Annotated in this window: 24 protein-coding genes and 4 tRNA genes; 24 read left to right on the forward strand and 4 right to left on the reverse strand. The window is 35.0% G+C overall.

The window, feature by feature from the left end:
- Nucleotide 1 precedes the first annotated feature (1 nt).
- The 13 genes from murF to VJJ80_00295 all read left to right on the forward strand — a co-directional run bounded on the left by murF (nt 2) and on the right by VJJ80_00295 (nt 12625).
- Nucleotides 2-1099, forward strand: coding sequence for a UDP-N-acetylmuramoyl-tripeptide--D-alanyl-D-alanine ligase (gene murF / locus VJJ80_00235; GenBank protein HLC38547.1), 1098 nt, complete (start codon nt 2-4; stop codon nt 1097-1099).
- Nucleotides 1078-2088 carry a phospho-N-acetylmuramoyl-pentapeptide-transferase gene (mraY, locus tag VJJ80_00240; GenBank protein HLC38548.1) on the forward strand — a complete coding sequence of 337 codons (1011 nt, stop codon included), beginning with the start codon at nt 1078-1080 and terminating at the stop codon, nt 2086-2088. The genes murF and mraY overlap by 22 nt, the downstream gene beginning before the upstream one ends.
- Before the next feature lie 32 nt (nt 2089-2120).
- A complete protein-coding gene (gene murD / locus VJJ80_00245; GenBank protein ID HLC38549.1) occupies nt 2121-3563 on the forward strand; it encodes a UDP-N-acetylmuramoyl-L-alanine--D-glutamate ligase in 1443 nt (480 codons plus the stop codon).
- On the forward strand, nt 3556-4674 hold the full coding sequence (gene ftsW, locus VJJ80_00250; GenBank protein HLC38550.1) for a putative lipid II flippase FtsW: 1119 nt from the start codon (nt 3556-3558) through the stop codon (nt 4672-4674). The genes murD and ftsW overlap by 8 nt, the downstream gene beginning before the upstream one ends.
- A gap of 15 nt (nt 4675-4689) precedes the next feature.
- Complete coding sequence (murG, locus tag VJJ80_00255; GenBank protein ID HLC38551.1) at nt 4690-5799, forward strand: undecaprenyldiphospho-muramoylpentapeptide beta-N-acetylglucosaminyltransferase; 1110 nt, start codon at nt 4690-4692, stop codon at nt 5797-5799.
- Nucleotides 5800-5842: 43 nt separating this feature from the next.
- The gene (locus VJJ80_00260) at nt 5843-7153 is read left to right on the forward strand and encodes a Mur ligase domain-containing protein (protein ID HLC38552.1); all 1311 of its coding nucleotides are present in this window, start codon (nt 5843-5845) and stop codon (nt 7151-7153) included.
- 33 nt (nt 7154-7186) lie between these two features.
- Nucleotides 7187-8206 carry a UDP-N-acetylmuramate dehydrogenase gene (gene murB, locus VJJ80_00265; protein HLC38553.1) on the forward strand — a complete coding sequence of 340 codons (1020 nt, stop codon included), beginning with the start codon at nt 7187-7189 and terminating at the stop codon, nt 8204-8206.
- Nucleotides 8207-8971, forward strand: a complete 765-nt coding sequence (locus tag VJJ80_00270) for a cell division protein FtsQ/DivIB (protein HLC38554.1) — start codon at nt 8207-8209, stop codon at nt 8969-8971.
- 1 nt (nt 8972) lies between these two features.
- The gene (gene radA, locus VJJ80_00275; protein ID HLC38555.1) at nt 8973-10259 is read left to right on the forward strand and encodes a DNA repair protein RadA; all 1287 of its coding nucleotides are present in this window, start codon (nt 8973-8975) and stop codon (nt 10257-10259) included.
- The gene (locus tag VJJ80_00280) at nt 10260-10601 is read left to right on the forward strand and encodes a hypothetical protein (protein HLC38556.1); all 342 of its coding nucleotides are present in this window, start codon (nt 10260-10262) and stop codon (nt 10599-10601) included. It begins immediately after the preceding gene.
- Between the two features lie 23 nt (nt 10602-10624).
- Nucleotides 10625-10957, forward strand: coding sequence for a nucleoside triphosphate pyrophosphohydrolase (locus VJJ80_00285; protein ID HLC38557.1), 333 nt, complete (start codon nt 10625-10627; stop codon nt 10955-10957).
- A gap of 115 nt (nt 10958-11072) precedes the next feature.
- Entirely contained in the window at nt 11073-11540 is a 468-nt protein-coding gene (locus VJJ80_00290) for a hypothetical protein (protein ID HLC38558.1), read from the forward strand.
- Nucleotides 11541-11746: 206 nt separating this feature from the next.
- Nucleotides 11747-12625, forward strand: coding sequence for a TRAM domain-containing protein (locus tag VJJ80_00295; GenBank protein HLC38559.1), 879 nt, complete (start codon nt 11747-11749; stop codon nt 12623-12625).
- Nucleotides 12626-12658: 33 nt separating this feature from the next.
- Here VJJ80_00295 and VJJ80_00300 read toward each other — a convergent pair whose 3' ends face one another.
- Nucleotides 12659-15469 (reverse strand): PBP1A family penicillin-binding protein, encoded by a 2811-nt coding sequence (locus VJJ80_00300; protein HLC38560.1) that lies wholly within the window; start codon nt 15467-15469, stop codon nt 12659-12661.
- A 204-nt stretch (nt 15470-15673) separates the two neighbouring features.
- Between VJJ80_00300 and tyrS the strand changes: the two genes are divergently transcribed.
- Nucleotides 15674-16846, forward strand: a complete 1173-nt coding sequence (tyrS, locus tag VJJ80_00305) for a tyrosine--tRNA ligase (GenBank protein HLC38561.1) — start codon at nt 15674-15676, stop codon at nt 16844-16846.
- Between the two features lies 1 nt (nt 16847).
- On the forward strand, nt 16848-18410 hold the full coding sequence (locus tag VJJ80_00310) for an arginine--tRNA ligase (protein ID HLC38562.1): 1563 nt from the start codon (nt 16848-16850) through the stop codon (nt 18408-18410).
- Nucleotides 18411-18452: 42 nt separating this feature from the next.
- On the opposite strand, the gene VJJ80_00315 is transcribed toward VJJ80_00310, so the two are convergent.
- A complete protein-coding gene (locus VJJ80_00315) occupies nt 18453-20642 on the reverse strand; it encodes a hypothetical protein (GenBank protein ID HLC38563.1) in 2190 nt (729 codons plus the stop codon).
- A 243-nt stretch (nt 20643-20885) separates the two neighbouring features.
- On the opposite strand from VJJ80_00315, the gene VJJ80_00320 reads away from it, so the two are divergent.
- Together VJJ80_00320 and VJJ80_00325 are read left to right on the forward strand one after the other, a co-directional pair.
- Nucleotides 20886-20960 (forward strand) — tRNA-Pro (locus tag VJJ80_00320).
- Nucleotides 20961-21117: 157 nt separating this feature from the next.
- Nucleotides 21118-21513, forward strand: coding sequence for a cupin domain-containing protein (locus VJJ80_00325; GenBank protein ID HLC38564.1), 396 nt, complete (start codon nt 21118-21120; stop codon nt 21511-21513).
- A gap of 67 nt (nt 21514-21580) precedes the next feature.
- On the opposite strand, the gene VJJ80_00330 is transcribed toward VJJ80_00325, so the two are convergent.
- Nucleotides 21581-22231, reverse strand: a complete 651-nt coding sequence (locus tag VJJ80_00330) for a site-2 protease family protein (GenBank protein HLC38565.1) — start codon at nt 22229-22231, stop codon at nt 21581-21583.
- Nucleotides 22232-22282: 51 nt separating this feature from the next.
- Between VJJ80_00330 and rpmB the strand changes: the two genes are divergently transcribed.
- Nucleotides 22283-22459: a 50S ribosomal protein L28 gene (gene rpmB / locus VJJ80_00335; protein ID HLC38566.1), complete on the forward strand. Its 177-nt coding sequence runs from the start codon at nt 22283-22285 to the stop codon at nt 22457-22459.
- On the opposite strand, the gene VJJ80_00340 is transcribed toward rpmB, so the two are convergent.
- The gene (locus VJJ80_00340) at nt 22456-22734 is read right to left on the reverse strand and encodes a zinc-ribbon domain containing protein (GenBank protein ID HLC38567.1); all 279 of its coding nucleotides are present in this window, start codon (nt 22732-22734) and stop codon (nt 22456-22458) included. The two genes, rpmB and VJJ80_00340, sit on opposite strands and share 4 nt — an antisense overlap.
- Nucleotides 22735-22870: 136 nt before the next feature.
- On the opposite strand from VJJ80_00340, the gene VJJ80_00345 reads away from it, so the two are divergent.
- The 6 genes from VJJ80_00345 to VJJ80_00370 all read left to right on the forward strand — a co-directional run bounded on the left by VJJ80_00345 (nt 22871) and on the right by VJJ80_00370 (nt 25721).
- Nucleotides 22871-23797, forward strand: a complete 927-nt coding sequence (locus tag VJJ80_00345; GenBank protein ID HLC38568.1) for a hypothetical protein — start codon at nt 22871-22873, stop codon at nt 23795-23797.
- 8 nt (nt 23798-23805) lie between these two features.
- Complete coding sequence (ricT, locus tag VJJ80_00350; GenBank protein HLC38569.1) at nt 23806-24582, forward strand: regulatory iron-sulfur-containing complex subunit RicT; 777 nt, start codon at nt 23806-23808, stop codon at nt 24580-24582.
- 8 nt (nt 24583-24590) lie between these two features.
- Complete coding sequence (locus tag VJJ80_00355) at nt 24591-25229, forward strand: tetratricopeptide repeat protein (protein HLC38570.1); 639 nt, start codon at nt 24591-24593, stop codon at nt 25227-25229.
- Between the two features lie 206 nt (nt 25230-25435).
- Nucleotides 25436-25507 (forward strand) — tRNA-Thr (locus VJJ80_00360).
- Between the two features lie 42 nt (nt 25508-25549).
- Nucleotides 25550-25622 (forward strand) — tRNA-Thr (locus tag VJJ80_00365).
- Nucleotides 25623-25638: 16 nt separating this feature from the next.
- Nucleotides 25639-25721, forward strand: a tRNA-Tyr gene (locus VJJ80_00370).
- The last annotated feature ends 46 nt before the right edge of the window (nt 25722-25767 follow it).

A 25767-nucleotide genomic window follows, 5' to 3' on the forward strand; every position in this document is an offset into this window, starting at 1 on the left:
CATGAAAAAAATTTATCTAAATTTTTTATTTTGGCTCTTAAAATTAGAAAGCCATGCCATAATTCGCAAGTTCAAACCAGAAATTATTGGTATTACGGGCAGTATTGCTAAAAGCAGTACCAAAGAGGCGGTTTTTGCAGTTTTAGAAATAAAATTTGGTCAACAAATTTATCGAAATTTTGGGAATTTGAATAACGAACTGGGTTTACCTTTAGCGATTTTGGGAATTGCTCGGACACCTGAAAAATGGCAATGGTGGCAGGTTTTAGTTTCGGGGATTAACAAATATCTTTTTTCTAAAAAATACCCGAAAGTTTTGGTTTTAGAAATGGCGGCTGATAAACCCGGTGACATTGATTATTTACTTTCAATTGTAAAGCCTCGTGTGGGGATTGTAACTGCTGTCGGTCCGACACATTTGATGAATTTTAAATCAGTGGAAAATGTGGCGCGCGAAAAGGCGAAATTAGTGCAAAATTTACCCAAAAATGGATTTGCAATTCTGAATGAGGATGATTCGCGAGTTATGGCCATGGCTGAAAATCTCAAAGCTAAGGTAATAACCTTTCGATCGGATGGATTTAATTTAGCTAAAAATGCGGCCAAAAAAGTAGCGCAGATTTATCAAATTGATCCTGAGAAATCCGAACAAGTCTTAAAAAACTTAGCACCACTTGTGGGTAGGTTTAATTTGCTGAGAGGGGTGAGAAATAGTAAAATTATAGATGATGCTTATAATTCAAATCCGCTGTCGTGTTCCTTGGCTTTAGATATGTTGGCGCAAACCGAAGCTGGCAGAAAAATCGCAGTTTTAGGTGATATGATGGAATTGGGAAGTTATAAAAAAAAAGGGCATAAGGAAATTGCCCAAAAAGCTCGAAAGATAGCCGATGTTTTAGTGTTGGTCGGGCCGAATTTTGAATTTTACAAAAAAGCTGATTTTTGGTTTGCAGATTCAAAAAAGGCGGTAGCAAGAATTTCCAAGTTAGTTCGTGAAGATGATTTAGTTCTAGTTAAGGGTTCGCACAGCTTAAAAATGGAAGAGGTAGTGGCAGCATTGTCCACAAAGGAGTCAAAATGTCAGAATTTATCAGTTTAGACGTTGCTAATTTAATGAGAATTTTTGGTTATACCGCTTTATCCTTCGTGATTGCGGTGGCTTGGACACCTTTATTGAGTCGTCTCTTATATAAATATCATGCAGCAAAGCATATCAAAAAAGCCGATAGCCCGGTTTATAATAAACTACATCAAGGGAAAGAAAATACCCCAGTGTTGGGTGGATTATTAATTTGGGTGACAACTTTAGTTTTGACTTTAGTTTTTAATTTAAGTCGATCGCAAACTTATTTGCCTCTTTTTGCACTCATTAGTTTTGCGCTTTTGGGCGCTTTTGATGATTATTTGAATATTCGCCAAGTCGGTCCTTTTAAAGGCATGCGCGGTCGTCATAAATTCATCTGGCAGCTGGTAATTGCAATTTTGGGCGCTTGGTGGTTTTATTATAAGCTAGGTTGGAATTTTATTCATATCCCGGGTGTAGGTGATTTCACGATCGGTTTGTGGTATTTACCACTTTTTGTTTTTGTCATTGTGGGTATGAGCAACGCCGTCAATATTACTGATGGCTTAGACGGCTTAGCGGGTGGATTATCGGCAATTGTTTTATTTGTATTAGGGGGAATTGCTTTTATTGAAGGCCATTTTGGTTTAGCTATTTTTTGTGGCACCTTAGTCGGGGCGACTTTGGCTTTTGTGTGGTTTAATATCTTTCCAGCGAGATTTTTTATGGGTGATACCGGTTCATTAGCCTTGGGAGCGACAATTGGTGTGGTGGCGATGTTGACTGATACTATCGTGGTCTTGCCGGTGATTGCCTTTATCTTTGTAATTGAAACCTTATCAGTTATTATTCAAGTAACATATCGAAAAATTACTGGTGGTAAAAAAATCTTTTTATCATCGCCATTTCACCACCATTTAGAAGCAAAGGGTTGGCCAGAACCGAAAGTCGTGATGAGATTTTGGGTCCTAGGTTCGGTAATGGCATTTTTAGGATTTTTTATTGCCTTAATTGGTCGTGGTTGAAGAGCTGAGACTAAGATTAGGAAAGAGGTTTTATGGATTTTAATAATAAAAACGTGACGGTGATGGGTTTGGGAACACATGGCGGTGGTGAAGGCTTGGTAAGATATTTGGCCAATCAAAAGGCAAAAGTGTTGGTAACTGATTTAAAAACTAAACTCGAGCTTAAACCGACATTAGATAAACTTGCTGATTTAAAAAATGTAGAATATCATTTAGGCGAACATCGTTGGTCAGATTTTAAAAATGCAAAAATGATTTTTATAAATCAAGCGATTCCGAAACATTCTTTATGGATAAAAAAGATTATTAAGGCTGAAATCCCAGTTTCGTCAGAAACTAATTTATTTTTTGAAAATTGCCCGGCACAAATTATTGGTGTGACAGGAACTAATGGAAAATCTACGACTTGTCATTTAATTTTTGAAATTTTGAAAAATAAATATCAGCCAATATTTTCCTTAGATTCAAATCGGGAATATGGCTCTAAACAGAATCGAATTTATTTTGGTGGCAATATTGGTGGTTCATTATTGGGGCATCTGGATAAAATTTCTAAAAATGATTTGGTTTTATTAGAGCTTTCGAGCTACCAACTTCAAGATTTAGCCCAAATTAAAAAAAGTCCGCATATCTCAGTTATCTTAAATATCACCCCAGATCATTTAGATATTCACCGCAGTTTTGCAGATTATGTCGCCGCAAAAAGTAATATTTTAAAATTTCAAGGCCATCACGATTTTGCGATTTTAAATTTTGATCAGCCAATAATTAAAAAACTAGCCCAAAAAAATCTCAGCCACAATTTATTTTTTAGTGCAAATGAAAAAAACTCAACTTCAAGTTATTTTGATCAAGGTCAATTAATGATTAAATTTATGAGCAAACAATATCAATTAGGATCTGTTAAGAATTTGAAAATGATTGGCAAACATAATTTAGAGAATATAATGGCGGCAAGTTTGGTGGGAATTTTATATCAAATTAAACCTGAAGAAATATATCAATCACTAATAAAATTTCCAGGCCTTGAACATCGGATAGAATTTGTTGGCGAAAAACTAAATCGCAAATTTTACAATGATTCAAAATCCACCACTCCTGAATCAACAATCGCCGCTCTATATAGTTTTGATGAACCATTGATTTTAATTTGTGGTGGCAAAGATAAAAATTTTGATTTTTCTAAATTAGCCAAAACTATTTTATGCAAAGTAAAGTTTTTAATTTTATTGGGTGAAAGTGCGACGCAAATAAAACGGGAGGTTGAAAAATATTTACGTCAGCCAAATTCAGTTTTAAAAAATATCATTGTTGCTAAAAATTTAAAAGAAGCCTTTGAAAAAGCAAACCAAATTTCGATTGCCAAAGATATAATTTTATTATCACCGGCATGTTCGAGTTTGGATCAATTTCATGATTTTGAGGAGCGAGGTAAATTATTTAAAAAATTGGTCGAGGAGATAAAAAATGATTAATCATGCCCGCAAAAAACCAGATTTTTCTATTGCTCTCATTGTTTTTGGATTAGTGGTTTTAGGTTTGGTAATGATTACCTCAGCCTCAATTGTCAGATCATATCAAATCACCGAAGGAAAATCGAATTATTATTTTTTGGTGAGGCAGCTATTGGCCTTTGGAATCGGGATTATTTTTTGGGTTATTTTTTATAATATTGATTTTAATTTTTGGAAGAAAGTATCACCTTATCTATTTTCGATCAGTTTAATTTTATTGATGTTAGTTTTTTTTCCAACAATTGGTAAAAATATCGGCGGAGCGCATCGTTGGATTAATTTGGGGCCATTATCTTTTCAACCATCTGAAATTATGAAATTAGCCCTAATTTTATATTTTGCCGGTTGGCTTGATAAAAAAACCAGTGACGTGGCAAGTTTTTGGAAGACGTTTTTGCCTTTCGCCGCAATATTGACTTTGACCCTTTTTTTGGTAATGAGAGAACCTGATATGGGGACAGCGGTTATTTTGGCGGCAATTGGATTTGGGATTTATTTTATGGCTGGCGCCAAGCTTTGGCACCTTTCCTTATTTATTCCTATAATTGGTATTGTGGGATGGATATTAATTAAAAGTGAACCATATCGTTGGGCACGGGTGATTGCCTTTATTAACCCTGGCAAAGATGTTTTAGGAGTTTCGTACCATATCAACCAAACCTTAATTGCGATTGGTTCTGGTGGTTGGTGGGGTTTAGGCTTTGGAAATAGCCGACAAAAATATAATTATTTACCCGAGGCTCATACTGACTCTATCTACGCCATAATTTGTGAGGAGTTTGGGTTTTTGCGGGCAGTGTTGGTAATTTTAGCTTTTATCTTTTTTGCAATTCGGGGTTTGGCAATTGTTAAGAGAGCCCCAAATAATTATGGTCGATTATTGGCTTCAGGAATAATTATTTGGTTTGTAGGGCAAGCTTTTATTAATTTGGCGGTGATGCTGGGATTTTTACCTTTTACGGGTGTGCCTTTACCATTTATTAGTTTTGGAGGTACTTCTTTGGTAATTTCTCTGGCGGCAGTGGGAATTTTAATGAATATTTCCAAGCATACCGTCGAGAAAAAACATTAATTTAGGATTTATAAAATGAAGGTTTTAAAGAAAATTGTTTTAACTGGCGGAGGGACCGCAGGTCATATTCGACCAACTTTAAGCGTGGCTGATGAAATTAAAAAAATTGATCCTGAGATTGAATTTATTTATATTGGTTTAAAATCGGGCATGGAAGCTAAGATTGTCTCAGGGACTGATTTTAAATTTTATGGAATTCATGCCGGAAAAATTAAAAGATATTGGTCCGGAAGTAATTTTCTAACACCTTTAGTGGTGATTTTGGGTTTTTTCGAATCTCTTTCGATTTTACTTCGAGAAAAGCCTCAAGCAATTTTTGCTAAAGGCGGATATGTAACCGTGCCGGTAGCAATGGCTGGCTGGTTTTTAAAAATTCCGATTTTAATTCATGAATCAGATAGTGTGATGGGTTTGTCAAATAAATTTCTGTCCAGATTGGCAAAAAAAGTTGCCACCGTCTTTCCAGCTTCGAGTTATTCTAAAAAAATTCAACCAAAAATTATTTGGTCAGGGTTACCAATTAAAAAAGAAATCTTGAATTTACAAAAAAATAAAGCATATCAAATTTTTGGGCTATCCGACCAAATACCGATTACTTTAGTTTTTGGGGGTAGTCAAGGATCTTTTCGAATTAATGAATTAATATTGAAAAATTTGAAAAAATTATTAAGCATTACTCAGATTTTGCATTTTACGGGAGTGGAAGATTTTGAAAGGGTGAATCAGAAAAGAAAACGATTAGCCACAGAATTAAAAGAACGATATCAAATTTTTGATTTTTCCGAAGAAATTTATTATGGTTTAAAAGCAGCCAATTTAGTGATTGCGCGAGCCGGTGCTTCATCTTTATCGGAAATATCTGCATTCGGCAAAGCCTCAATTATTATTCCTTTGCCAACCTCGGCGGCAAACCATCAAGTATCAAATGCCGAAATTTATCGTGAGGCAAAAGCGGCCGTAGTTCTCAAAGAAGAAAATTTAAGCGCCAATTCATTTTTAAAGAAAGTCCAAAGTTTGATTTCTCGACCATTTTTATTAGAACAATTAGGCAAAAATGCAAATTCATTATATAAAGCCAATGCCGCCACGACGATTGCTAAAAACGTGCTCGATCTCATTAAATAAAACCTAAAAATGTGCTATAATTTGAGCAGAAGGAGTTTTTAAAATGCGCTATTTTTTAATTGGGATTGGAGGCATTTCGATGTCTGCCATTGCCAAATATTTAATTTTGAGAGGCGAACAGGTTTCAGGTTCGGATATTCGAGAAAACAATGAAATTAAGAATCTTGAAAAAATGGGTGCAAATATTGTAATTGGTCAAAAACCGGCAAATATTACTAATAATATTGACGAAGTGATTTTTACTTCAGCGATTACTCCAAATTCTGTGGGGCACACAGAGTTACAAAGAGCTAAGAAAATGAAAATCCCTACCTACAAGCGTTCAGTTTTTTTAGGCAAACTAATATCAGACAACTTTGGTATTACTGTTTCCGGAATGCACGGCAAAACCACTACCACCGCAATGCTGGGTTTTGTTTTGAAAAAATTAAACCAAAATCCAACAGTTTTTGTGGGTGGGGAATTTAGACCTTTTTCAAATTCAAATTTAGAATTTAATAAAAAGTCAAAATATTTTATTACTGAAGGTTGTGAATATGACCGAAGTTTTTTGGATTTTCAAAATCTGGCCGCAATTATTTTAAATATTGAACCTGAACATTTAGATTATTTTCAGGGGGGATTGCCGGAAATTTTAAAAACTTTTCGTATATTCCTATCCAAAATACCAAAAACCGGTTTTGCGGTTTTGTGCTGGGATAATGAAAATGTTAGAAAAATGGCCAACTCCGCTAAATGTGAAATTATAAAATATTCAAAAAAAGATTTATCTAAGTACAATTTACATTTACAAATTCCAGGTGAACATAATTTAATGAATGCCTTGGCGGTCATTAAAGTTGTTGAAAAATTAGGTTTATCGGTTTCGGAAGCTGAAAAAATTTTATCTGAATTTCCTGGAGTAGGTCGTAGATTTGAACATTTGGGGAAAATTGGTAAAACTGATTTTATTGATGATTATGCACATCATCCTACAGAAATTGCGGCAACCCTGAAAGTGGTTGAGCAGAAATATTCTGGAAAAAAAGTTTTAGTAATTTTTCAACCCCATCAGTATTCGCGAACCCGTTTATTATTTGATGATTTTGTGAAAATTTTTTCTGGTGTCGAAAATTTAGCGATTATGTCGGTTTATGAGGTGGTCGGTCGTGAAGAAGATAAGAGCGTTGGTGTTCAAGAATTAGCTGGGGCAATTTCTAAGTCATCAGCGAGAAAAATTCAGGTTTTTCGCGATCAAAAAGAGGTATTAAAATATTTAGTGCAAAATTATCAAAAATATGATCTAGTTGTCACCATGGGTGCGGGAATATTAGACTTGGTCGCTAAAAAGTTTATCGCCCAACATCAGATTTAATCAATTTAAATAAATATCATTTTTAGGAAAATTATGGAAATTAAATCATTATTAAAAGAAAAATTAGGTTCAAAATTAAAATTCAAAGAACCAATGCGCAAACATACTACCATCAAAATTGGGGGGCCGGCCGAATATTTTTATCATACCCCGGATTCTAATGAATTAATTGCGGCCGTAAAATTTGCCCACGAAAAAGAAATACCCTATTTGGTGATTGGTGAAGGTAGCAATATTTTGGTTTCTGATGCGGGTTTTGAGGGCTTGATTATTAAAAATGAAACCGCTAAATTGGTTTTTGGCCAGAATTCAGCTTTTGCCGAATCTGGGATTTTACTTTTAAATTTAATTAGACGGTTAGCTGAATCAAACTTGGGTGGTTTAGAATTTTTAAGCGGGATTCCTGGGACTTTAGGCGGAGGAATTTACGGAAACGCTGGTGCATATGGAAAATGTTTAGCTGATGTGGTTGAAAGCGTGACGATTTTAGATTCAGATGGAGAGATTAAACAAATTGACAATAAGGATTTTGGTTTTAAATACCGCCAGTCGATATTAAAATCTCGTGCTAGTTTGAGCTCGAATAATTTCAAAAGACCGGTGATATTATCGGCTCGGATTAAGATAAAATCGCAAAGTCGCGAAGGGGTTTTAAGGGTTGTAGATAATTATTTAAGGATGCGATCAAAAAAAATTCCCTTAGAATCATCAGCCGGTTGTGTATTTAAAAATATCGAAACAGCACATCATCAAGTAGATCCGAGCATGCAAATGGTTGCCATTGAGGGTAAAATTCCCGCCGCACTTTTAATTGATAAAGCCGGAGCAAAAAAAGAGCGTTGTGGAAAATTAATAATTTCACCAAAGCATACTAACTTTATTATTAATCGAGGTGGGGGGAAGGCTCGGGATTTTGTAGCGTTAGTCAAGAACGTACAGCAAAAAATTAAAGAGAAATTTAATCTTGAGCTTGAAGAAGAAATTGAATTTCTAGGCAATATGGAAGTTAAAAAAAGTGGACTATTCTCTAAATTTATCAAAAATAGGATTTAAATGAGACGAGTTTATCACAATCCAAAAGTTTATACGTATAGACCAGCGAAAACCCGAGAACCTGTTGAGGTTTCACCAAAAATTATCTGGTTTTTGTTATTGGGGATTCTGATTGTTGGATTAGTATATTTCTTTTTGTTTTCATCTTATTTTAAAATTAAAAATATTTATATCGAAGGGGCGGATCTTTTTGAGCCACAAATTTCGGAAATTGTTCATCAAAAAATAACGCAGCGGGATAATGTTTTTCTTTTTCCAAATAACGAAACACAACTGGAAATTTCCCAAAAATATCCAATTTTTAAAAAAATCGCAATTTATAAAGGAATTCCTGACGCGCTTAAAATTGTCTTGGAAAGAAGGGAAGCTAAATTGATAGTGAAATTTAATGCTAATGATTATCTCGTTGATAGTGACGGGGTGACTTTTAAAATGGAGAAAAATCCTGAAAATTTACCGCAAATCGAGATCAATCGAGATACTAAACTTGGTGATAAAATTTTTACCCAAGATTTTGTGGGTTTTGTGAAGGATTTATGGACCAAATTTCCAAAAGAAACTGGTTTAAGCATTAAAAAAGTTTTAATTCCCGAAACTGATTTTGTGGTAGAAATTTATCCTGAAGCTAACTGGAAAGCAATTTTTGATAGCACTAAAAGTGTTGACAAGCAACTTTCGAATTTGAAATTATTATTACCAGAGATTCAAGGTCAAAAAATAGAATATATTGATTTAAGACTTGAAGAAAAAATTTATTATAAATAAAATGGCAAAAAATAGTTTAGTTTATGTTTGTGAGAATTGCGGTACCGAATTTTTAAAATGGCAAGGCAAGTGCTCGAATTGTGGTAACTGGAATAGCTTGGTTGAATATAAGCCAGCCACCATTAAAGCCTCGGGTGGTAAAGCGCAAGCGGCAACGCCAATTGAATTTTCGGAAATTAAAATTGATGATGCACATCGATTTGGTTCAGGTTTTGGTGAAATCGATCGAGTTTTGGGTGGTGGAATTGTGGCCGGATCCGTCATTTTAATTGGCGGAGAACCAGGCATTGGCAAATCAACCCTGTTAATGCAGGTGGCGGGTAAGATTGATCAGGTTTTGTATGTTTCGGGCGAAGAATCAGCATCACAGTTAAAATTAAGAGCAAATCGACTTGGCACTAAAAACACCGGACAATTATTAGTTGAAACAGATGTGAATGTAGTGGCGGCGACAATCGAAAAAGTTAAACCCAAATTAGTGATTATTGATTCTATCCAAGCTATGTTTGATGAATCATATCCCTCAACTGCTGGATCTTTGGTGCAAGTTAGGGAAACTGCTTTAAAATTACAACGCTTAGCAAAAAGTATTTTAGTGCCAATAGTTTTGGTTGGTCATGTGACGAAAGAGGGAACCGTGGCTGGACCGAAGACTCTGGAGCATTTGGTAGATGTAGTTTTGTATTTGGAAGGCGAGCGATATCATGAAAATCGAATTTTAAGAACGGTGAAAAATCGTTATGGTGCCACCGATGAAATCGGCATTTTCCAAATAGTAGAAAAGGGTTTGGTGGAAGTTAAAAATCCGTCCCAGTTTTTTTTGAAAGAACGATTGGCAGTACCAGGTTCAGCGGTCACCGCGACTATTGAGGGAACGAGACCGTTGTTGGTGGAAATTCAAGCTTTAACCACGACCACGGTTTTTGGCTATCCGCGGCGGACAGCGAGCGGTTTTGATTTAAATCGTTTACAGTTATTGATTGCGGTTTTAATTAAACGAGCGGGTTTGCAATTGGCTAGCCAAGATGTTTATATTAATGTAATTGGTGGGGTAAAATTAAGAGAACCGGCGTGTGATTTGGCGGTCGCGGTGGCGATTGCGTCTGCATTTAAAAATTACAAAATTAAAGACAATTATTGTTTATTTGGTGAATTGGGATTATCTGGTGAAATTAGACCCGCTTTAGCCTTCGAAAAACGCGCCAAAGAAGCCGGTCGTTTGGGATTCAACAAGGTGGCTGAAAATAAAATTATTAATAAAGTTTTAGCAGAGGTATTGGAGAAGTAAATGGGAATAATTGTTGAATTTAATCCTGATTTGGCCTTGCGTGATTGGTCTGAATTTCAAAAAAAGAGGCGGAAAAAACAAGAATGTATTCCGCAAAAATTACAAACCGGAAAGATTTATGATTTTTTAAAAAAAGGACATCGAAATTATTGGTTAATGGGTGAGTGCCCGTTAGTAAAAATTAAAGGTCAAGGAAATTTATCCAGGCCGATTGCAAGCATTATTATTTTAGAAGCGACTCATTTGCTAATTAAAAATGAGCCATACACAAAAGGAAAATATAAAGTTATTGAAATATTTGATGACGATCAAATCCATTTTGATGGTTTTACAAAAATATAAATCAAATTTTAAGGAACAATAAAATGAGAAAAGTTTATAATAAATTAATTAGGGATAAAATTCCAGAAATTATTGTGGCGGCAGGTGAAGACCCAAAAATTAAAAAATTAAATAAAAAAGAATTTAATATTGAATTATCAAAAAAAGTTTTGGAAGAGGCAAAGGAATTAACAATTGCGAAAACGAAAAAAGATATTTTGAGTGAAGTTGTTGATATTCAAGAGCTTTTGGATTGGATAATCAAAGAGCAAAAATTAAATCGTTCTAAGATTAAAAAATTTCAGAAAGAAAAAAATATAAAACGCGGCAGTTTTAAAAAACAGTTATTTTTAGAATATACAATAGTAAAAAAATAGTTTTTACTTTAAGCGGATTTTAGTTGACATTGGTATTATTTACGATTATAATAATGACAGCGTGGATGATCCTAATCTACAGAACCCGAACATGATCGAGAAGGGGTGATAGGAAATGTTGCCGTTGCCAATCTGGTTCCGAGAAGCTTGTGTGGCGATTAATCTTATAGGTATCTGGTATTTTATTGTGGGTAGGAAATTTCTTATTGGTAAATTGGATCGGAATCAAACTTATTCTAAAATGATGATTTTTCTAAGTTTTGCTTTGATGTTGCTTGGTGTGGGAATGATGTTGGCTGCACTTGTTAACCCACAGACTAATCTCGCGACTGTTATCGATATTGTCGGCATAATCCTTACGGTTTTCGTTTTCGCAAACCTGTATTATGCGCATCATCAAGTTTATATGTATTACCGCTACACCGGGATAAAGGAAGCTGTAAAGATGGAATTGATAAATTCGGGAACTGCTCGGAAATATCAGCAAGATATGTATTCGATATTTTGGTGGTTTAAGGTCGTTTGGCCCATTATTAAAGAAGATCGCAAGAAATATGTTCATCTACAATACAAAGATTTGTAGTATTTCTCCCAGCGCTTCATCTAATTATCCACACCTTTTTTGTTCCCAGTTCGGGACGAGGACAGATTTCTTCGTCCCTTTTTAATTTGTTAAATTTTTTTAATAGGTTTTAATTACTATTGTTCTAATTTGAAAAATATGAGATAATATTATCAGAGTAAAATACCAAATTATTTACTCTTATATTAATTTTAGAAAGGAAAATAATGCAATTTGATCCCGCGAGTTTAGGAATTATTATTGTCGGTGCGTCTTTATTTTATTTTTTAGGTCGTCGAAGTTTAGCGGTCTTATCTGCTCAGAATGTTCAAGAAAATAAAATTATCGTTGATACGTCGTCATTAATCGATGGCCGAATTTTAGAAGTGGCAAAAACTGGTTTTTTAACCGGTAAATTAATCATTTATAGTTTTATCTTATCTGAGCTCCAAAATATTGCCGATTCATCTGATCCCTTGCGTCGCGCTAAGGGACGTCGGGGATTGAGAATTTTAAAGAGTTTACAAAAGCTGCCTTTTTTTGAGGTTAAAATTGTCGAATCTGAGATCGAAGATGTTTCTGGAATTGACGCAAAGTTAGTTGAAAAAGCTAAGGAAATCGAAGGTAAAATATTAACCACTGATTATAATTTAAATGAAGTGGCGAAGATTCAAAGTGTCATAATTTTAAATATTAATGAATTATCTAATGCAATTAAACCAGTGTTATTGCCTGGAGAAGAAACTGAAGTAAAAGTTGTTCAGAAAGGCAAAGAACACGGTCAGGGCGTCGGTTATTTAGAAGATGGCACGATGATTGTGGTTGAAGATGGTGAGAAGTTTTTGGGTCGTAAGGTCCATTGTGAGGTTTCGCGAATTTTTCAAACTGATGCGGGCCGGATGATTTTTGTCAAACCCAAAGAATTGCCAAAGCGAAATTTTGTTAGCAAACAATTTTCAAATATTTTTCGTCGACCTCAGTTTTTTAGCCCTCGTCCTAAAAATAATCCATATCATAAAAATAATTACAACCATAAAAAAAATAATCCAAACAACAACAATAACAATAACAATAATAATAATAATAATCAATATCGTTCTAATTAATTTGTTGAAAATATTAAATTTTAGAGAACTAAGTTAAAGAGCCTGCCCAGAATATTTATTTGAATTTGAATTTTCGTTGTTTGAATAATCAACCGGTCTAAAAACAAAGTAATAAGTTTGACCAGAAATCAGGCCAGTAATAGTAATTTGATGGTTTGAAGTTTTAGTATACCTATTTGCAACAGAAGGTATAAAACCAGCATCAGTACTTTTATAAATATTTGTTCCTGAAAAATCAGCATCTGAAGGATTTGTCCAGGTTAGAGTAATTTGTCCGGCCCCTGGTCCTGGCGTGATCGAAACACCACTAACTTCGCCAGGTGGGGATGAGTCTGGGGCAACAGTAACTTCTATAGAGTGAGTCGCGGAATAATCGCCCCGATCAATAATTTCAGCTTTAATTTTATGACTACCAGCCGATAATGAATTCATATCATAAGTAAAACTAAAGGGAGATGAGGCACGGCTACCAACATAAATATCATCAATATAATATTGAACTTTACTCACTCCATTTGGAGCAGTAACGGAAACCTTAATTGTGGTTCCGCCAGAAACATTTGCCCCAGCTGTTGGAGAGGTAATGACAATTTTTGGTTTATTAGCTTCGGTGTGAATTGGGCAAACTTCAGTGGGGGCAAGTGATCCCAAGCCAGCACTTTTTGCCCAGGCTCTGACCGGACCTTCCCAGTTTGGTTTATCGGGTACTTCGGAATGAATATTAGCAAAAGTAACTTCTTTTTTAAGCGAGGGTGGAGTTAGGTCTGTGGCTAATTTATCACCACAAGACATATCGATCGTGGCAGTGGTGTATAAATCCGCTCGGTCTTTAGGAAGCTGCCAACTGGCAAAAATATCTGTTCTCAAGCCTAATGGTGAAGTTTTACCTGGCAATAAGCCAGTTAAAGCATCAACAGTTGCGTCTTGAATTCCTTGAGGTTTAGCAAAATCTTCGTTTGGTTTACCTGATAATGATTTTTCCATAAAGCTATGCCACAAGGGGGCAGCTGCCATGGCACCGGCGCCATTATTATACATTGGTGAATTATCATTATTTCCAACCCAAACCCCAGTTACTAATGAAGGAGTATAGCCGACTGTCCAAGCGTCTCTATAATTTTGAGCGGTACCAGTTTTGGCTGCGACAGTGCGGTCTGGAAAATATAAGGCTGAGCGAGATCCAAACATCGGGGATCGAGCTTGATTGTCAGACAAGATTGAAGAAATTTCATATGCAATTTGTGAATCTAAGATTTGTTTGGGTTTGGTGTCTTTTTTCTCTTCTAAAACCTTTCCCCGGCTATCAGTAACTTTAAGAATTGGCGAAACATCAAATTTACTGCCTTGATTGGCAAAGACTGAATATGCGCCGGTTAATTCTAATAATTTAATCTCGCCTCCGCCCAAAACCAATGATAAACCATATCGGTCAGGATCATTAAGGGTGGTGATACCCATTTCATGGGCAGTGTTTAGGGAATTATTCATACCAGCTAAATAAAGCATTTTTACCGCCGGGATATTTAAGGAATTGGCAAGCGCGTGGCGAATTGAAACTGGACCGCTCGTTCGGCCATTATAGTTATCCGGCGTATAACCTCCGCCAAAATCAGTCGTTAAATCGAAAAGTGTTGAGGCTGGTGACCATTTGTCTTTAAAAGCGGTGGCATAAACTATCGGTTTAAAAGATGAACCCGGAGATCGCTTGGCAATGGTGACATTGACATTACCTTGATTTTCAAGATTAAAATAATCTATTGATCCTACCATGGCTAAAATTTGTCCATTTTTAGGATCAATTGAAACTATTCCAGCATTTGAGGCGCCAGAATGCGATAAAACTTTTTTTGATTCTTGTTCAATGACCTCTTCGGCAATTTTTTGTTTGTCGGGATCGAGAGTGGTGGTAACTTTTAGGCCCCCTTCTTCGACGATTTGATCACCATATTTTGCCGCTAGAACTTCTTTAACATACATCACAAAGTGAGGAGCAATAATATTTTCTTTACGTCGGGCAAAGACAATTTTTTGTTTTTTAGCTTTAGTCGCATCTTCCTTGGAAATCATTTTTAAATTGACCATGCGGTCTAAAACATAATTTTTCCGTTTTAATAATTCATCACTGTGACCACCATAGGGTGAATAATAAGAGGGTGCTCGAGTCATCGCGGCTAAAATTGCAGATTCAGCCAGGGTTAAATCTTTGGCATTTTTATCAAAATAAGTTTGCGATGCCGCTTCAACGCCATAAGCGTTGCTGCCGTATGGAATTTCATTTAAATACATCGTAACAATTTCGTCTTTGGAAAACATAATTTCTAATTCAATGGCTAAAATTGCTTCTTTTATTTTTCTGATCAATGTCCTTTTCGGGTAAAGGAGGGCATTTTTAACATACTGCTGAGTAATGGTTGAGCCGCCCTGTAAATATTTTGAGCGACGAAAAACGTCATTATATAAAGCTCTGGCGACCCCGCGAAAATCAATGCCATGATGATGATAAAAGTTTGCATCTTCGGCCGCAATCGTGGCATTTTTAACTGAATCTGGAATTTCATTATATTTTAAGGAAATTCGTTTCTGATTACCGTAAATCGCATAAAGCAAATTGCCATTTCGATCAGTAATTTGTGTTGACTCTGCCGAACGATGACTTTTGATTCTGCCTGGTGTAGGTAAGTCCTTGGAAATCCAAGCTAAGCCACCCAATAAAATAACACCAATACTTATCAATATATATAGGAATACCTTTTTTTGCTTTTTAGATTTTAGCGGGAATGGCCAGAGTTTTTTCCCGAATTTTCTAATTGGATTTTTACTCGGGACCCAAAAAGCTTTTCTCATTACTTACTCCTTATTTATTAAAAATTAGGGGTGACAGCCGACTTGCCCAAGTTCCGCCAAATGCGGAACGAGGGTGGGCTTAGCCCATCGGCGCCAGAGGGGGCGGAGCCCCCTATGGAAAAACTATTTACATTATACTAATTATTCCGTATAATAACAAGTAAATAGAAGCTAAATTGAGATTTATCAAATTGAGAGGTAAAAATGTCTAAAGCTAAAAAATTATTAGGTAATGGTATTGTCGAAATTCATGAGGAAGAGTCGTTAGAAAAAAAATTAAATTCTGGCCGGAAGTTGCGAATAAAACACGGAATCGATCCGACTGGTCCTAAAATTCATCTTGGTCGAGCGATCCAATTTTCTAAATTAAAAAAACTTCAAGATGCAGGCCATAAGATCGTCCTAATTATTGGTGATTTTACCGCTCAAATTGGCGATGCTTCAGATAAAATTGCGGCAAGAAAATCTCTCGCTGAGGCGGAAATTAAAAAGAATTTATCAAATTATACCGAACAAATCGGTCGTATCATTAATCTTGACAAAACTGAAATTAGATATAATAGCGAATGGTTGTCAAGAATGACAGCTGGCGAGTTATTGCAATTAGCAACGAGTTTTACGGTTCATCAGCTAATTCACCGGCGTAATTTTAGTGAGCGCTGGAAAAAGGGTGATAAAATTGGTTTACATGAAATTTTATATCCATTATTGCAAGGTTATGACTCGGTCGCAGTTAAGGCGGATGTGGAAATTGGTGGCACAGACCAACTATTTAACCTACTGGCTGGACGGATTATCCAAAAAAAATTTGGCCAGCAACCTCAAGACGTAATTACTTTTGAAATGCTCCCAGGTTTAGACGGACGTAAAATGTCGACTAGTTGGGGGAACGGCGTTTATATATTAGATGAACCTGATGAAATGTATGGCAAAATTATGTCCATGCATGACGATCAAATTATGACCTATGCTAAATTATGCACAGATTTATCTGAGGACGAACTTGGAAAATTTAAAAATCCACGTGACCAAAAAGCATATTTAGCTCTGGAAATTGTAAAATTATATCATGGTGAAAACAAGGCTAAGAAAGCAGGTATAGAGTTTGACCGAATTTTTAAGTCAAAAGATTTGCCTTCTGATATTGATGAAATTAAGATTGATCAAAAAGAAATTGGCGTAATTGATTTATTTGTTAATAATAAATTAGTTTCTTCACGGTCTGAGGCAAAAAGGTTAATTGAACAAGGCGCAGTGAAAAAAATAGTTAATAATCAACAATCAGTAATCAACAATATTGATGAGAAAATTAAAATAGATGATGGGATGGTTTTTAAAATTGGTAAACGAAAATTCGTAAAGATTAAAACGAAATAAAATGAAAAAAAATATCATCGAATTATTAGAAAAATTATATCCTGAGGAAAAATCAATTCGAGTGGAAGTTCCTCAGGAAAAAAATTATGGCGATTATGCCTGCAATTTGGCTTTTGTAATGGCTAAAAAATTAAAGAAAAACCCTACTGAGGTTGCTAAAGATATTGCGACGAAAATTATAGCGGGAAAACCAGAATTTTTAGAAAAAGTTGAAGCTAAAGCTGGTTTTGTAAATTTTCACTTAAAATCAGATCATCTGCAACAACAGATTCTAAAAATCATCGATCTAAAAGATAAATATGGTCAAAATAATAGTGGTCAAAACCAAAAAATTCAAGTGGAGTTTGTTTCGGCAAATCCGACCGGGCCATTAACAATTGGCAATGCTCGAGGCGGGGTAATTGGTGATGTTTTAGCTTCGGTTTTAACTAATTCTGGATATCGAGTTTGTCGTGAGTATTATTTTAATGATGCGGGTGGTCAAATCGATGTTTTGGGTCACTCAGTATTAAAAGACGATCTGGCTGAATACAAAGGAGATTATATCGATAAATTGAATTTAGAGAATCAGGAAAAAGATTATCGCCAAGCTGGCATTAAGGCCGCTCAAAAAATTATTTTACAAATAAAAAAAACATGTACAGATTTAGGGATTAATTTTGATGTTTGGTTTGCTGAAGGTAAGGATCTGCGAGAAAAAGATAAAGTCATTTTTATAATTAATTGGCTTAAAAAGAAAAATTTAAGTTATGAAAAAGATGGGGCAATTTGGTTTAAGTCAAAACAATTTGGAGATGATAAAGATCGAGTTTTAATCAAAAAAGACCAAAACCCGACATATTTTGCGGTAGATTGTGCGTACCATTACAATAAATTTATGGAACGGAAGTTTGAACGGGTAATTGATGTTTGGGGCGCAGATCACCATGGCGATATGAAAAGAGTAGAAGGTTTTGTGAAAGCTCTAGGCTTTGCGGATAAATTTAAAATAATTCTGCATCAGTTTGTGCAAATTGTAAAAGACAAGAAGCCGGTACGAATGTCAAAAAGATCAGGAAATTATATTTTGGTTGATGAAGTTTTAAAAGAAGTTGGTTTAGACGTTTTGCGCTTTTTTATGCTTCAATATTCCGCCAATGCACATTTGAATTTTGATTTAAAATTAGCCAAAGAAAGATCGAAAAAAAATCCAGTTTTTTATATCCAATATGCCCACGCTCGAATAAATAGTATAATCGCTAAATCAAAAATAGAAAATTTAGAATTTAAATCCACGAATTTAAATTTAAAATTATTAAAAAATAAAGAGGAAATTAATTTAATCAAAAAATTGATTCAGTATCCAGATATTGTTTTGCAAACCAGTCAAGATTTTCAAGTGCAAAGATTACCCATCTGTGCCATTGAATTAGCAGATACTTTCCATAATTTTTATGAGAAATGCCAGGTAATTTCTAATAATAACGAAGAAACTAAAGCCCGTTTAGCTTTAGTAACGGCTTGTCAGATAGTATTAAAGAATTGTTTAGAACTAATGGGTATTTCGGCGCCGAGAAAAATGTAAAAAAATAGAGTTTTGGCATCTAATTTTGAAAACTTAGCTTACCTAAAGCATAAACTGATAAATATAATTATCAGCTAAAAGGTAAGCTTTTTTTGTAATTGGATTAATCGTTAAGTCTTTGACATCGCCAATATCTGAAGGGAGAACATATTGTCCAAGATAATTTCCGTCTTTGCTATATTCAATGATTCTTTTAACTTTATTGTCTAAAATATAAAGTGAATTTAAATTACTATTAGTGATAATAGTGACTGGTTGTTCAATTTGTGAGTTCGGATAAGAGGGGAGGCCGGATAACTTAAAATCAGAAATAATTTTTCCGGCGGTAAATTTTAAACAAATCCCTTTATTATCAATGACATAAATATCACCATCAATGGCGAGGGAAACTGAGTTTTTAATATCAATATTTTTACTAATAATTACTTCTTTGCCTCCAGACCAGCCAGAAGCAGTATGAGTATGCTTGTAAATTTGGTTAGAAGTTGGAGAAAGTAAATAAAGATTATTAAAGTAATTTGCAAGATGGACAGCTTGCTCCCAACTGCCAGAAATTAAATTTTGTTTTTCCAATTGATTGTTATTTAAATTTAAAGAGTAAAGATTTTGGGAGTTAGTGAGCCATAAAATTTCTTCGGTGAAAGTTGAAGCAATTTTAGCCTGGCCATCATCGGCGGGAACCTGAAAAACATCTTGGGTGCTATAATCAACCTCGGAAATTTTATAAATTTTGTTATTTTGTTTATTGGCGGCAAATAAATTTTTATCCAACAAAGTAATTTCCGAAACTTGCGGATTAGAATCTTGGGCGGCAAAATTAAAAACTGGTTCAGTTTTTGATAGCCGCTTAATATTATCAATTTGATCTAAAGCAGTCTGAATTTCATTATATAAAGATTTGGCTTTTTCTTTAGTTTTGGGATCTTGGAGGGCTGGTTCGAGCAGAGTGAGAGCTTCTTGGAATAATGTTCTCGCGGCATCTTGATTATTGGTTGATAATTGTTCATTTCCGGCAGTTTTTTTAGCTTCGGCTTCGAGCATAATTTTCGTTAAGTTTGGTTTTGGTTTTGATAAATTTACTCTAATAGCATTAACGCCCCATATTAATAAAATTACCAGTAAAATAATGATCGCGATTTTACGTTGTTTGGTGACAAGGTAAATAAATTGTCGGCCAAGAAATTTAAAAGTTTTACCAAGTGAGGAGATAAAATTTTTCAAAAAGGAGCCTTGTTTTGGTTTTTCAATAAAATTATCCCATTCTTTGGGTTGTCCACCCTTAATTCGATTAAGCGCTTTTTCGCGTCGGGTTTTGCGAATATTTGTAAATGATTTTTTGCCGGTTCGTCCGATACTAATAACTGCTTTACCGATAGAAATAGTAACACGTCGGAAAACCGGACCAAGCTTTGTAATGGCTGATTTCCAGTTGCTGCTCAATTTATTTTTAGTGCCAGCCAAGACAGGTTTGGTTTTTTTGATGGCTTTTTCTAACCAAAAATCCTCTTTTTGATCAAGATAGATAGTTTGGGATAATTCCGGAGGGGGTTGAAAGGTGCTTTTATCAAAAGGCACCATTTCAATGGCGAGGGAGTTTACGTTAATAACCTTTTTGTTTTTAAGATATTGTCCAATTTCATGAATCGCCGAAATTGGGTCAAAATTTTGAATAAATGATTTAAGCTGGGTTTCAGACATGTGTCGGAAGATTTCAAAATTAGTAAAAAAGAGTTTGTCTTCCTGCCTGAGATCGCCGGTAATAATATTTTCAAAGGTTTGATTGGCAGAATGATTATTTTCGGCACTTGAAATGATGCTTTGCCAAGATTGATTACGCAATAAAAAAGCTCGAGGAGTACCAGTCCAGGCAATGTGAACGTGTCGGTTATTCACTGCGGCGACAACGGCGTTTATATTATTAGTCCAACTGGTTTCACCTTTCTGGGCGGCCGCAGAGAGGGCTAAATTTGTTTTTTTGAGCGCTTCCTCAAAGCGAATTTCTGAAGTTTTGGCTGTTCCTGATTGGAAATAGTTTGAGACTACTGAATTTTGAATTAATTTACCAATTTCGGTGGCTGGATGCCAAGGGGTAGTAATTTCGATTAAGAAGTACAAAGTCCCTAATTCTTTTTTATCTTCGTCTGGTTCAAAAACTTTGACAGTTAGGAACCTGTCGGCGAGTTTGGTTGAGGTCGCAATTTTACCAAATCTTAATTGTGGATTATTATTCATATAAAAAATTTACCCCCAGCTCTCTAAATTTAATTATAACAGCAGGATTTGAAATGGCAAATAAATGGCATAAAATAGAATTAAAATCGTGGATTTGTTATAATTAAATTGCCCTGTTGTATCTGTCAAATTGGCCTACAATTTTTACATTGGGAGTTTGTAGATTTTTAGGCCTTGGTCTAAAAATAAGAACACCCACTTGGTTTTTCAGTCCAATTTTGATTATGGTGCAATAGGGTTTTACGGGGTGTCGTATAACGGCTATTATGCAGGGCTGGGGGTCCTGTGACCCGGGTTCGACTCCCGGCACCCCGACCAATCTAAACATTGCGAATTTTCAAGGGAAAGAACTTGCTCGCCGAGTTTCGGCGGGCGGAAACGCGGAGCGGAGCTAATCGAGCATTTTTCGTTCAAAATAGGCTCGAGCTTCGTTCAGTAATTGCGACCAGATTAAATATAAAATGAGGAGGAAATTATGAAAGGATTTTATGGAAACATCGAAAAGAATACCTTGGGAAATAATAATTTTCGTAAAGTGCTTTATACCGGCAAGCATAGCCAATTAGTTTTAATGAGCCTAAAACCGGCTGAAGAAATTGGTATGGAGGTTCATCCTAATAATGACCAATTTTTCCGTTTTGAAAAAGGACAAGGCAAATGCATTATAGATGGAAATAAATATGAGCTATCTGAGGGGGTGGCGATTGTGGTGCCAGCAGGGGCTGAACATAATGTGATTAATACATCCGCGGGCGATTCCTTGCAGCTTTACACAATTTACTCACCGGCACATCATCAGGATGGGATCGTAAGGGCGACTAAAGAGGAGGCTGTCAATGGGCCGGAGTTTGACGGTAAAACGACTGAATAAAAAGTATAATTTTGAAAAATCGCGCTAAGAACGGCTGGCGCGATTTTATTTTAAAATATAAATTTATTTAAATTGGGGAGGCAGGAAATACTCGCACTAAATATAAGAGCCAATTAACGATATAGGTGAGGATGAGGATAAAAAAGTTAAAATTTAAAAAGATTGAAAGAAATAAAACTAAAAACAATAAAGGCATGCCGATTTGTTCAAGTTTTGCCATTGTTTTTTCATTTACAAAAAGATATAAAATTTTCGAACCATCTAAAGGCGGAATTGGTAAAATATTAAAAGCGGCTAAAATTAAATTTAAATTAACAATATAATCAAATAAAATATAAAACCAGGTATTTTCAAGACCAAAATTGAAATAAATATTAAGTCGGTATGGAATTGAAAAAATAAAAGCGACCATTATATTAGCAATGGCACCCGAATAAGAAGTGAGAATAATGCCTTTCTTTTCGTGGGCAAAATTTTTAGGATTAAAAATCACCGGTTTCCCCCAACCAAAACCGGCTAAAAACAAAAATACCGTTCCCAAAGGATCGAGATGGGCTAAAGGGTTTAAACTCACGCGCCCCATTTTTTTAGGAGTTGGATCACCAAGTTTATAAGCGGTCCAAGCATGACAAAATTCGTGGATTGTAATCCCGATAATTAAAGCGACAATAAAGTAAATAAACTTGACAGGAGACGAAATTAGTTCTAAAATAAACATGTTGTATCCTAATTATTAACTTTGCATTTCAATTTATTTTTAAGGATTCTGATGGCTAAATGTCAGGTTTGCGATAAAGGTTTAAGAAAAGGCAATAATGTTTCCCATTCCCATCGTAAGACACGCCGAAATTTTAGCCCAAACATTTTTCGCAAAACCATAAAAGTTGACGGGAAAACTGTCAAAATTACAATTTGTTCGAGATGCTATAAAAAACAAATTCTCTAAAGAGATTCTTTTTTAATTTTATCAAAACATTCCTGGCAATAAACCGGGATGTTTTTTTTGATATCCAAAAGAACTTTAGCAGTTTTGCCGCATTGATCGCATTTAATTTCGACCATTTCTTTGTTAATTTCTTCTCTTTTTTTCTTTCGACATTCAGGGCAACGGGCTGGTTCATGAACAAAACCTTTGCGGGCAAAAAAATCTTGTTCAGAAACAGAAAATACAAAAGTATTTTCGCATTCTTTGCAGGTTAATTTTTTATCTTCAAAAGGCATAGTAGTAAAATCCTTTTTAATTTAGATGACCAAATTCATCTTAATTATAACAAATAATTAGTTTAATTGCCAAGTTATTGAGATTTTTTGAGATTTTAAATTTTTCATTTATATGATAATATAGGAATGAGGCATGATGAATAAAGATTCGAAGATGAGTAAAAATATAATGCCGGCTTCAGATTGGTTGAAAAATCTGAAAACTAATTTTTCTCATGCCTATCTAATTTTGGGTCCGGCAAAAATCGGGAAAATGATTTTTGCTGAAAAAATTGCCCATTTTTTATTATCCGAAAATCTTGGGTTAAATTCTCCTGATTTATCAATTATTGAACCTATAGGTGATAAAAATCCGACAATTTCAATTGAGGAAGTTCAAAAACTTCGTCAGGCTTCACAATTAACTTCAGCTCAAGGTGGTAACAAGGTAATTATTATTCAAAATGCTCATTTAATGACTTTACCGGCGCAAAACGCGATTTTAAAAACTTTAGAAGAACCGCCGGCCAAAACATTTTTAATATTAACTGCCATTTCGAAAAAATCAATTTTGCCAACAATAGTTTCGCGTTGTCAGAGGATTAGGCTTAATCTATTTTCAGAAACTGACATTAGAAATTTAATTGGAAATCGAGTCCCAAAACCGCAAGCTGATTTAATTGTCCATTTTTCACAAGGCGCACCTGGAGTGGTAATGTCTTTTTTGGACAATACTAGCCAAATTGATCAATTTCAAGAAATTTTTCTTCAAATCGGGAAAGCAATTTTAACCTCAGATGTTTTTGTAAAATTTCAAATTGCGGATGAATTTTCAAAAATTAAGCCACAAGATAAAGCATTAAATATTTTTGAGATTTTTTATCGAGAATTATTATTGGCAAAAATTAATCCTGACTATCAAATATTGAAATTTTTAGAGTCTGGTAAAATTGAAAGAATTCTAACAAAATATGAAACCGTAAAAATCATAAAAATTTTACAACAGATTTTGGAAACTAAAATTGCTTTAACTCAAAATATTAATCCTCGTTTGGCTTTTGAAAACTTAGTTTTAGCATTATAAGAATTATTATGAAAAATATAAAAGTAAAATTATATAATCAATCTCAGATAATCAGTTGTACCGTACCCGAGGAAATTGATTTTCAGCTTGGAGATAAAATAATAGTTTTAGTGTCGGACCGATTGGAGTTTGGCGAGATTTTATGTCAAAAATCTTGCCATCAGGAAAATTTAGAAAATAAAATTGTGAGAAAAGCAACCCCGGAAGATTTAACCAAACTCGAAAAAATTGAAAAAGATAAAAATGAAGCCAACCAGATTTTTGAGCAAAAAGCCAAAGACAATAATTTGGAAATGAAATTGATTAAATCAGAGATTAGTTTTGACGAAAAGTATATTACTTTTTATTTTTCTGCCGAAACCAGATTAGATTTTCGGAGCTTGCTAAAGGATTTAGTACGCGTTTTCCATAAAATGATTCGTTTGCAACAAGTCGGTCCACGCGATGAAGCTAAATTAATGTCTGGTTTTGGTCCATGTGGTCGAGAATTATGTTGTCAAAAATTTTTAAACCGTTTAGAATCTGTGCCGTCTAATTTAGCCAAACTGCAGAGCTTATCACAGATTTCAAGTTCAAAAATTTCAGGAGCTTGTGGAAAGTTAATGTGTTGTTTATCCTATGAAGTTGGCACTTACCAAGAATTAATTAAGGAATTGCCCAAGGTTGGGGATAAAATTGAGACTAATCAAGGCGAAGGTCGGGTAGTTGAGTTGGATGTTATTAATCAAAAGGTCAAAGTTGAATTAGCTTCTGGAAAATTAATTAGACTTCCCATTAAAAAATAGGCGGGTAGATGATTGAGTTGATTTTAATAATTAGCTTGGCAATTATTTTTGTCATTCTATTGAGAAAATTGCCTGAAGTAAACATCGATGAGATGTCTGACTCGTCATTCCCGGTAGCAGTTAAAAAAAACCAAGCCATAATGTCTCATGGTCACATTAAACAGCCAGCGCCACAAGATGAAAATGAAAAATTATGGCAAGTGGCAAATTTGGAACTTGAAAATAAAAATTTTTCAAAAGCGGAGAAGCTTTTTATAAAATTTGCCACCTTACAACCCGATAATCCGGAAATTTATGGCAAATTAGGATTGATTTATTTAGAACAAAAAAATTATCTTGATGCGAGGGAGTCTTATGTTGAAGCGATTAAATTTGAGCCAAAAAATGCACTTTGGTTACATAATTTGGGTTTAGCACTCTTTAATTTAAAACGATTTTCGGAAAGCATTGATTATTATAAAAAATCAGTTGCAATTGAGCCTAATAAAGCCTCGCGATTTTTTAATTTAGGTTTAGCATATGAAGCCTGTGGTGATCATAAAAATGCCCTCCAAGCATATGAGCGAGCCGCGAAACTTGAGCCTGATAATGTTGAATTTCAAGGTTTAATTGAGCGCATCAGATTAGAAATTAATAAAACCCATTAAATTTTACTAATTGACTTTGGTGGAATTTCAAGTTATAATAAATTTAAAGTTCATAACTTGGCGATTTTATGATTTGGATTATAAATTAGCTTTATAAACGTACCGATGTAGCTCAGCCCCAAAGGGGCCCCTTCGGGGCGGCAGAGCAACTTCAACCAAAGGCTGATCGGCCAATGGCCGAGTTTTGCCTGCCCGCCATGGTCCGAGCCGAAGTAACTCAGTGGTAGAGTAGCTGTTTTGTAAACAGCAAGTCGTGGGTTCAAATCCCACCTTCGGCTGAGGCGATGGTTTTGGGCAGAAGAGATTTTACCTTTGCTTGAGCCGTTATAGCTCAGCTGGTAGAGCAACTCCATGGTAAGGAGTAGGTCGTCGGTTCAAATCCGACTAACGGCTGAGGTAAGGGCGAGTTGGGCGGGTGGCAGAGTGGTCAAATGCACCAGACTGTAAATCTGGCGCCTCACGGCTCCGTAGGTTCGAATCCTACCCCGCCCAAATATCAATTTATATAAAAGATAGGTAAGATTATGGCTAAAAAATC

It is taken from the genome of Patescibacteria group bacterium (assembly GCA_035288465.1).
Taxonomy (GTDB): Bacteria; Patescibacteriota; UBA1384; order DATEAH01; family DATEAH01; genus DATEAH01.

Excerpts from the sequence above, each read along its gene's own strand:
- murF (HLC38547.1), top strand. The coding sequence starts at position 2 with ATGAAAAAAATTTATCTAAATTTTTTATTTTGGCTCTTAAAATTAGAA.
- mraY (HLC38548.1), top strand. The coding sequence starts at position 1,078 with ATGTCAGAATTTATCAGTTTAGACGTTGCTAATTTAATGAGAATTTTT.
- murD (HLC38549.1), top strand. The coding sequence starts at position 2,121 with ATGGATTTTAATAATAAAAACGTGACGGTGATGGGTTTGGGAACACAT.
- ftsW (HLC38550.1), top strand. The coding sequence starts at position 3,556 with ATGATTAATCATGCCCGCAAAAAACCAGATTTTTCTATTGCTCTCATT.
- murG (HLC38551.1), top strand. The coding sequence starts at position 4,690 with ATGAAGGTTTTAAAGAAAATTGTTTTAACTGGCGGAGGGACCGCAGGT.
- VJJ80_00260 (HLC38552.1), top strand. The coding sequence starts at position 5,843 with ATGCGCTATTTTTTAATTGGGATTGGAGGCATTTCGATGTCTGCCATT.
- murB (HLC38553.1), top strand. The coding sequence starts at position 7,187 with ATGGAAATTAAATCATTATTAAAAGAAAAATTAGGTTCAAAATTAAAA.
- VJJ80_00270 (HLC38554.1), top strand. The coding sequence starts at position 8,207 with ATGAGACGAGTTTATCACAATCCAAAAGTTTATACGTATAGACCAGCG.
- radA (HLC38555.1), top strand. The coding sequence starts at position 8,973 with ATGGCAAAAAATAGTTTAGTTTATGTTTGTGAGAATTGCGGTACCGAA.
- VJJ80_00280 (HLC38556.1), top strand. The coding sequence starts at position 10,260 with ATGGGAATAATTGTTGAATTTAATCCTGATTTGGCCTTGCGTGATTGG.
- VJJ80_00285 (HLC38557.1), top strand. The coding sequence starts at position 10,625 with ATGAGAAAAGTTTATAATAAATTAATTAGGGATAAAATTCCAGAAATT.
- VJJ80_00290 (HLC38558.1), top strand. The coding sequence starts at position 11,073 with ATGTTGCCGTTGCCAATCTGGTTCCGAGAAGCTTGTGTGGCGATTAAT.
- VJJ80_00295 (HLC38559.1), top strand. The coding sequence starts at position 11,747 with ATGCAATTTGATCCCGCGAGTTTAGGAATTATTATTGTCGGTGCGTCT.
- VJJ80_00300 (HLC38560.1), bottom strand. The coding sequence starts at position 15,469 with ATGAGAAAAGCTTTTTGGGTCCCGAGTAAAAATCCAATTAGAAAATTC.
- tyrS (HLC38561.1), top strand. The coding sequence starts at position 15,674 with ATGTCTAAAGCTAAAAAATTATTAGGTAATGGTATTGTCGAAATTCAT.
- VJJ80_00310 (HLC38562.1), top strand. The coding sequence starts at position 16,848 with ATGAAAAAAAATATCATCGAATTATTAGAAAAATTATATCCTGAGGAA.
- VJJ80_00315 (HLC38563.1), bottom strand. The coding sequence starts at position 20,642 with ATGAATAATAATCCACAATTAAGATTTGGTAAAATTGCGACCTCAACC.
- VJJ80_00325 (HLC38564.1), top strand. The coding sequence starts at position 21,118 with ATGAAAGGATTTTATGGAAACATCGAAAAGAATACCTTGGGAAATAAT.
- VJJ80_00330 (HLC38565.1), bottom strand. The coding sequence starts at position 22,231 with ATGTTTATTTTAGAACTAATTTCGTCTCCTGTCAAGTTTATTTACTTT.
- rpmB (HLC38566.1), top strand. The coding sequence starts at position 22,283 with ATGGCTAAATGTCAGGTTTGCGATAAAGGTTTAAGAAAAGGCAATAAT.
- VJJ80_00340 (HLC38567.1), bottom strand. The coding sequence starts at position 22,734 with ATGCCTTTTGAAGATAAAAAATTAACCTGCAAAGAATGCGAAAATACT.
- VJJ80_00345 (HLC38568.1), top strand. The coding sequence starts at position 22,871 with ATGAATAAAGATTCGAAGATGAGTAAAAATATAATGCCGGCTTCAGAT.
- ricT (HLC38569.1), top strand. The coding sequence starts at position 23,806 with ATGAAAAATATAAAAGTAAAATTATATAATCAATCTCAGATAATCAGT.
- VJJ80_00355 (HLC38570.1), top strand. The coding sequence starts at position 24,591 with ATGATTGAGTTGATTTTAATAATTAGCTTGGCAATTATTTTTGTCATT.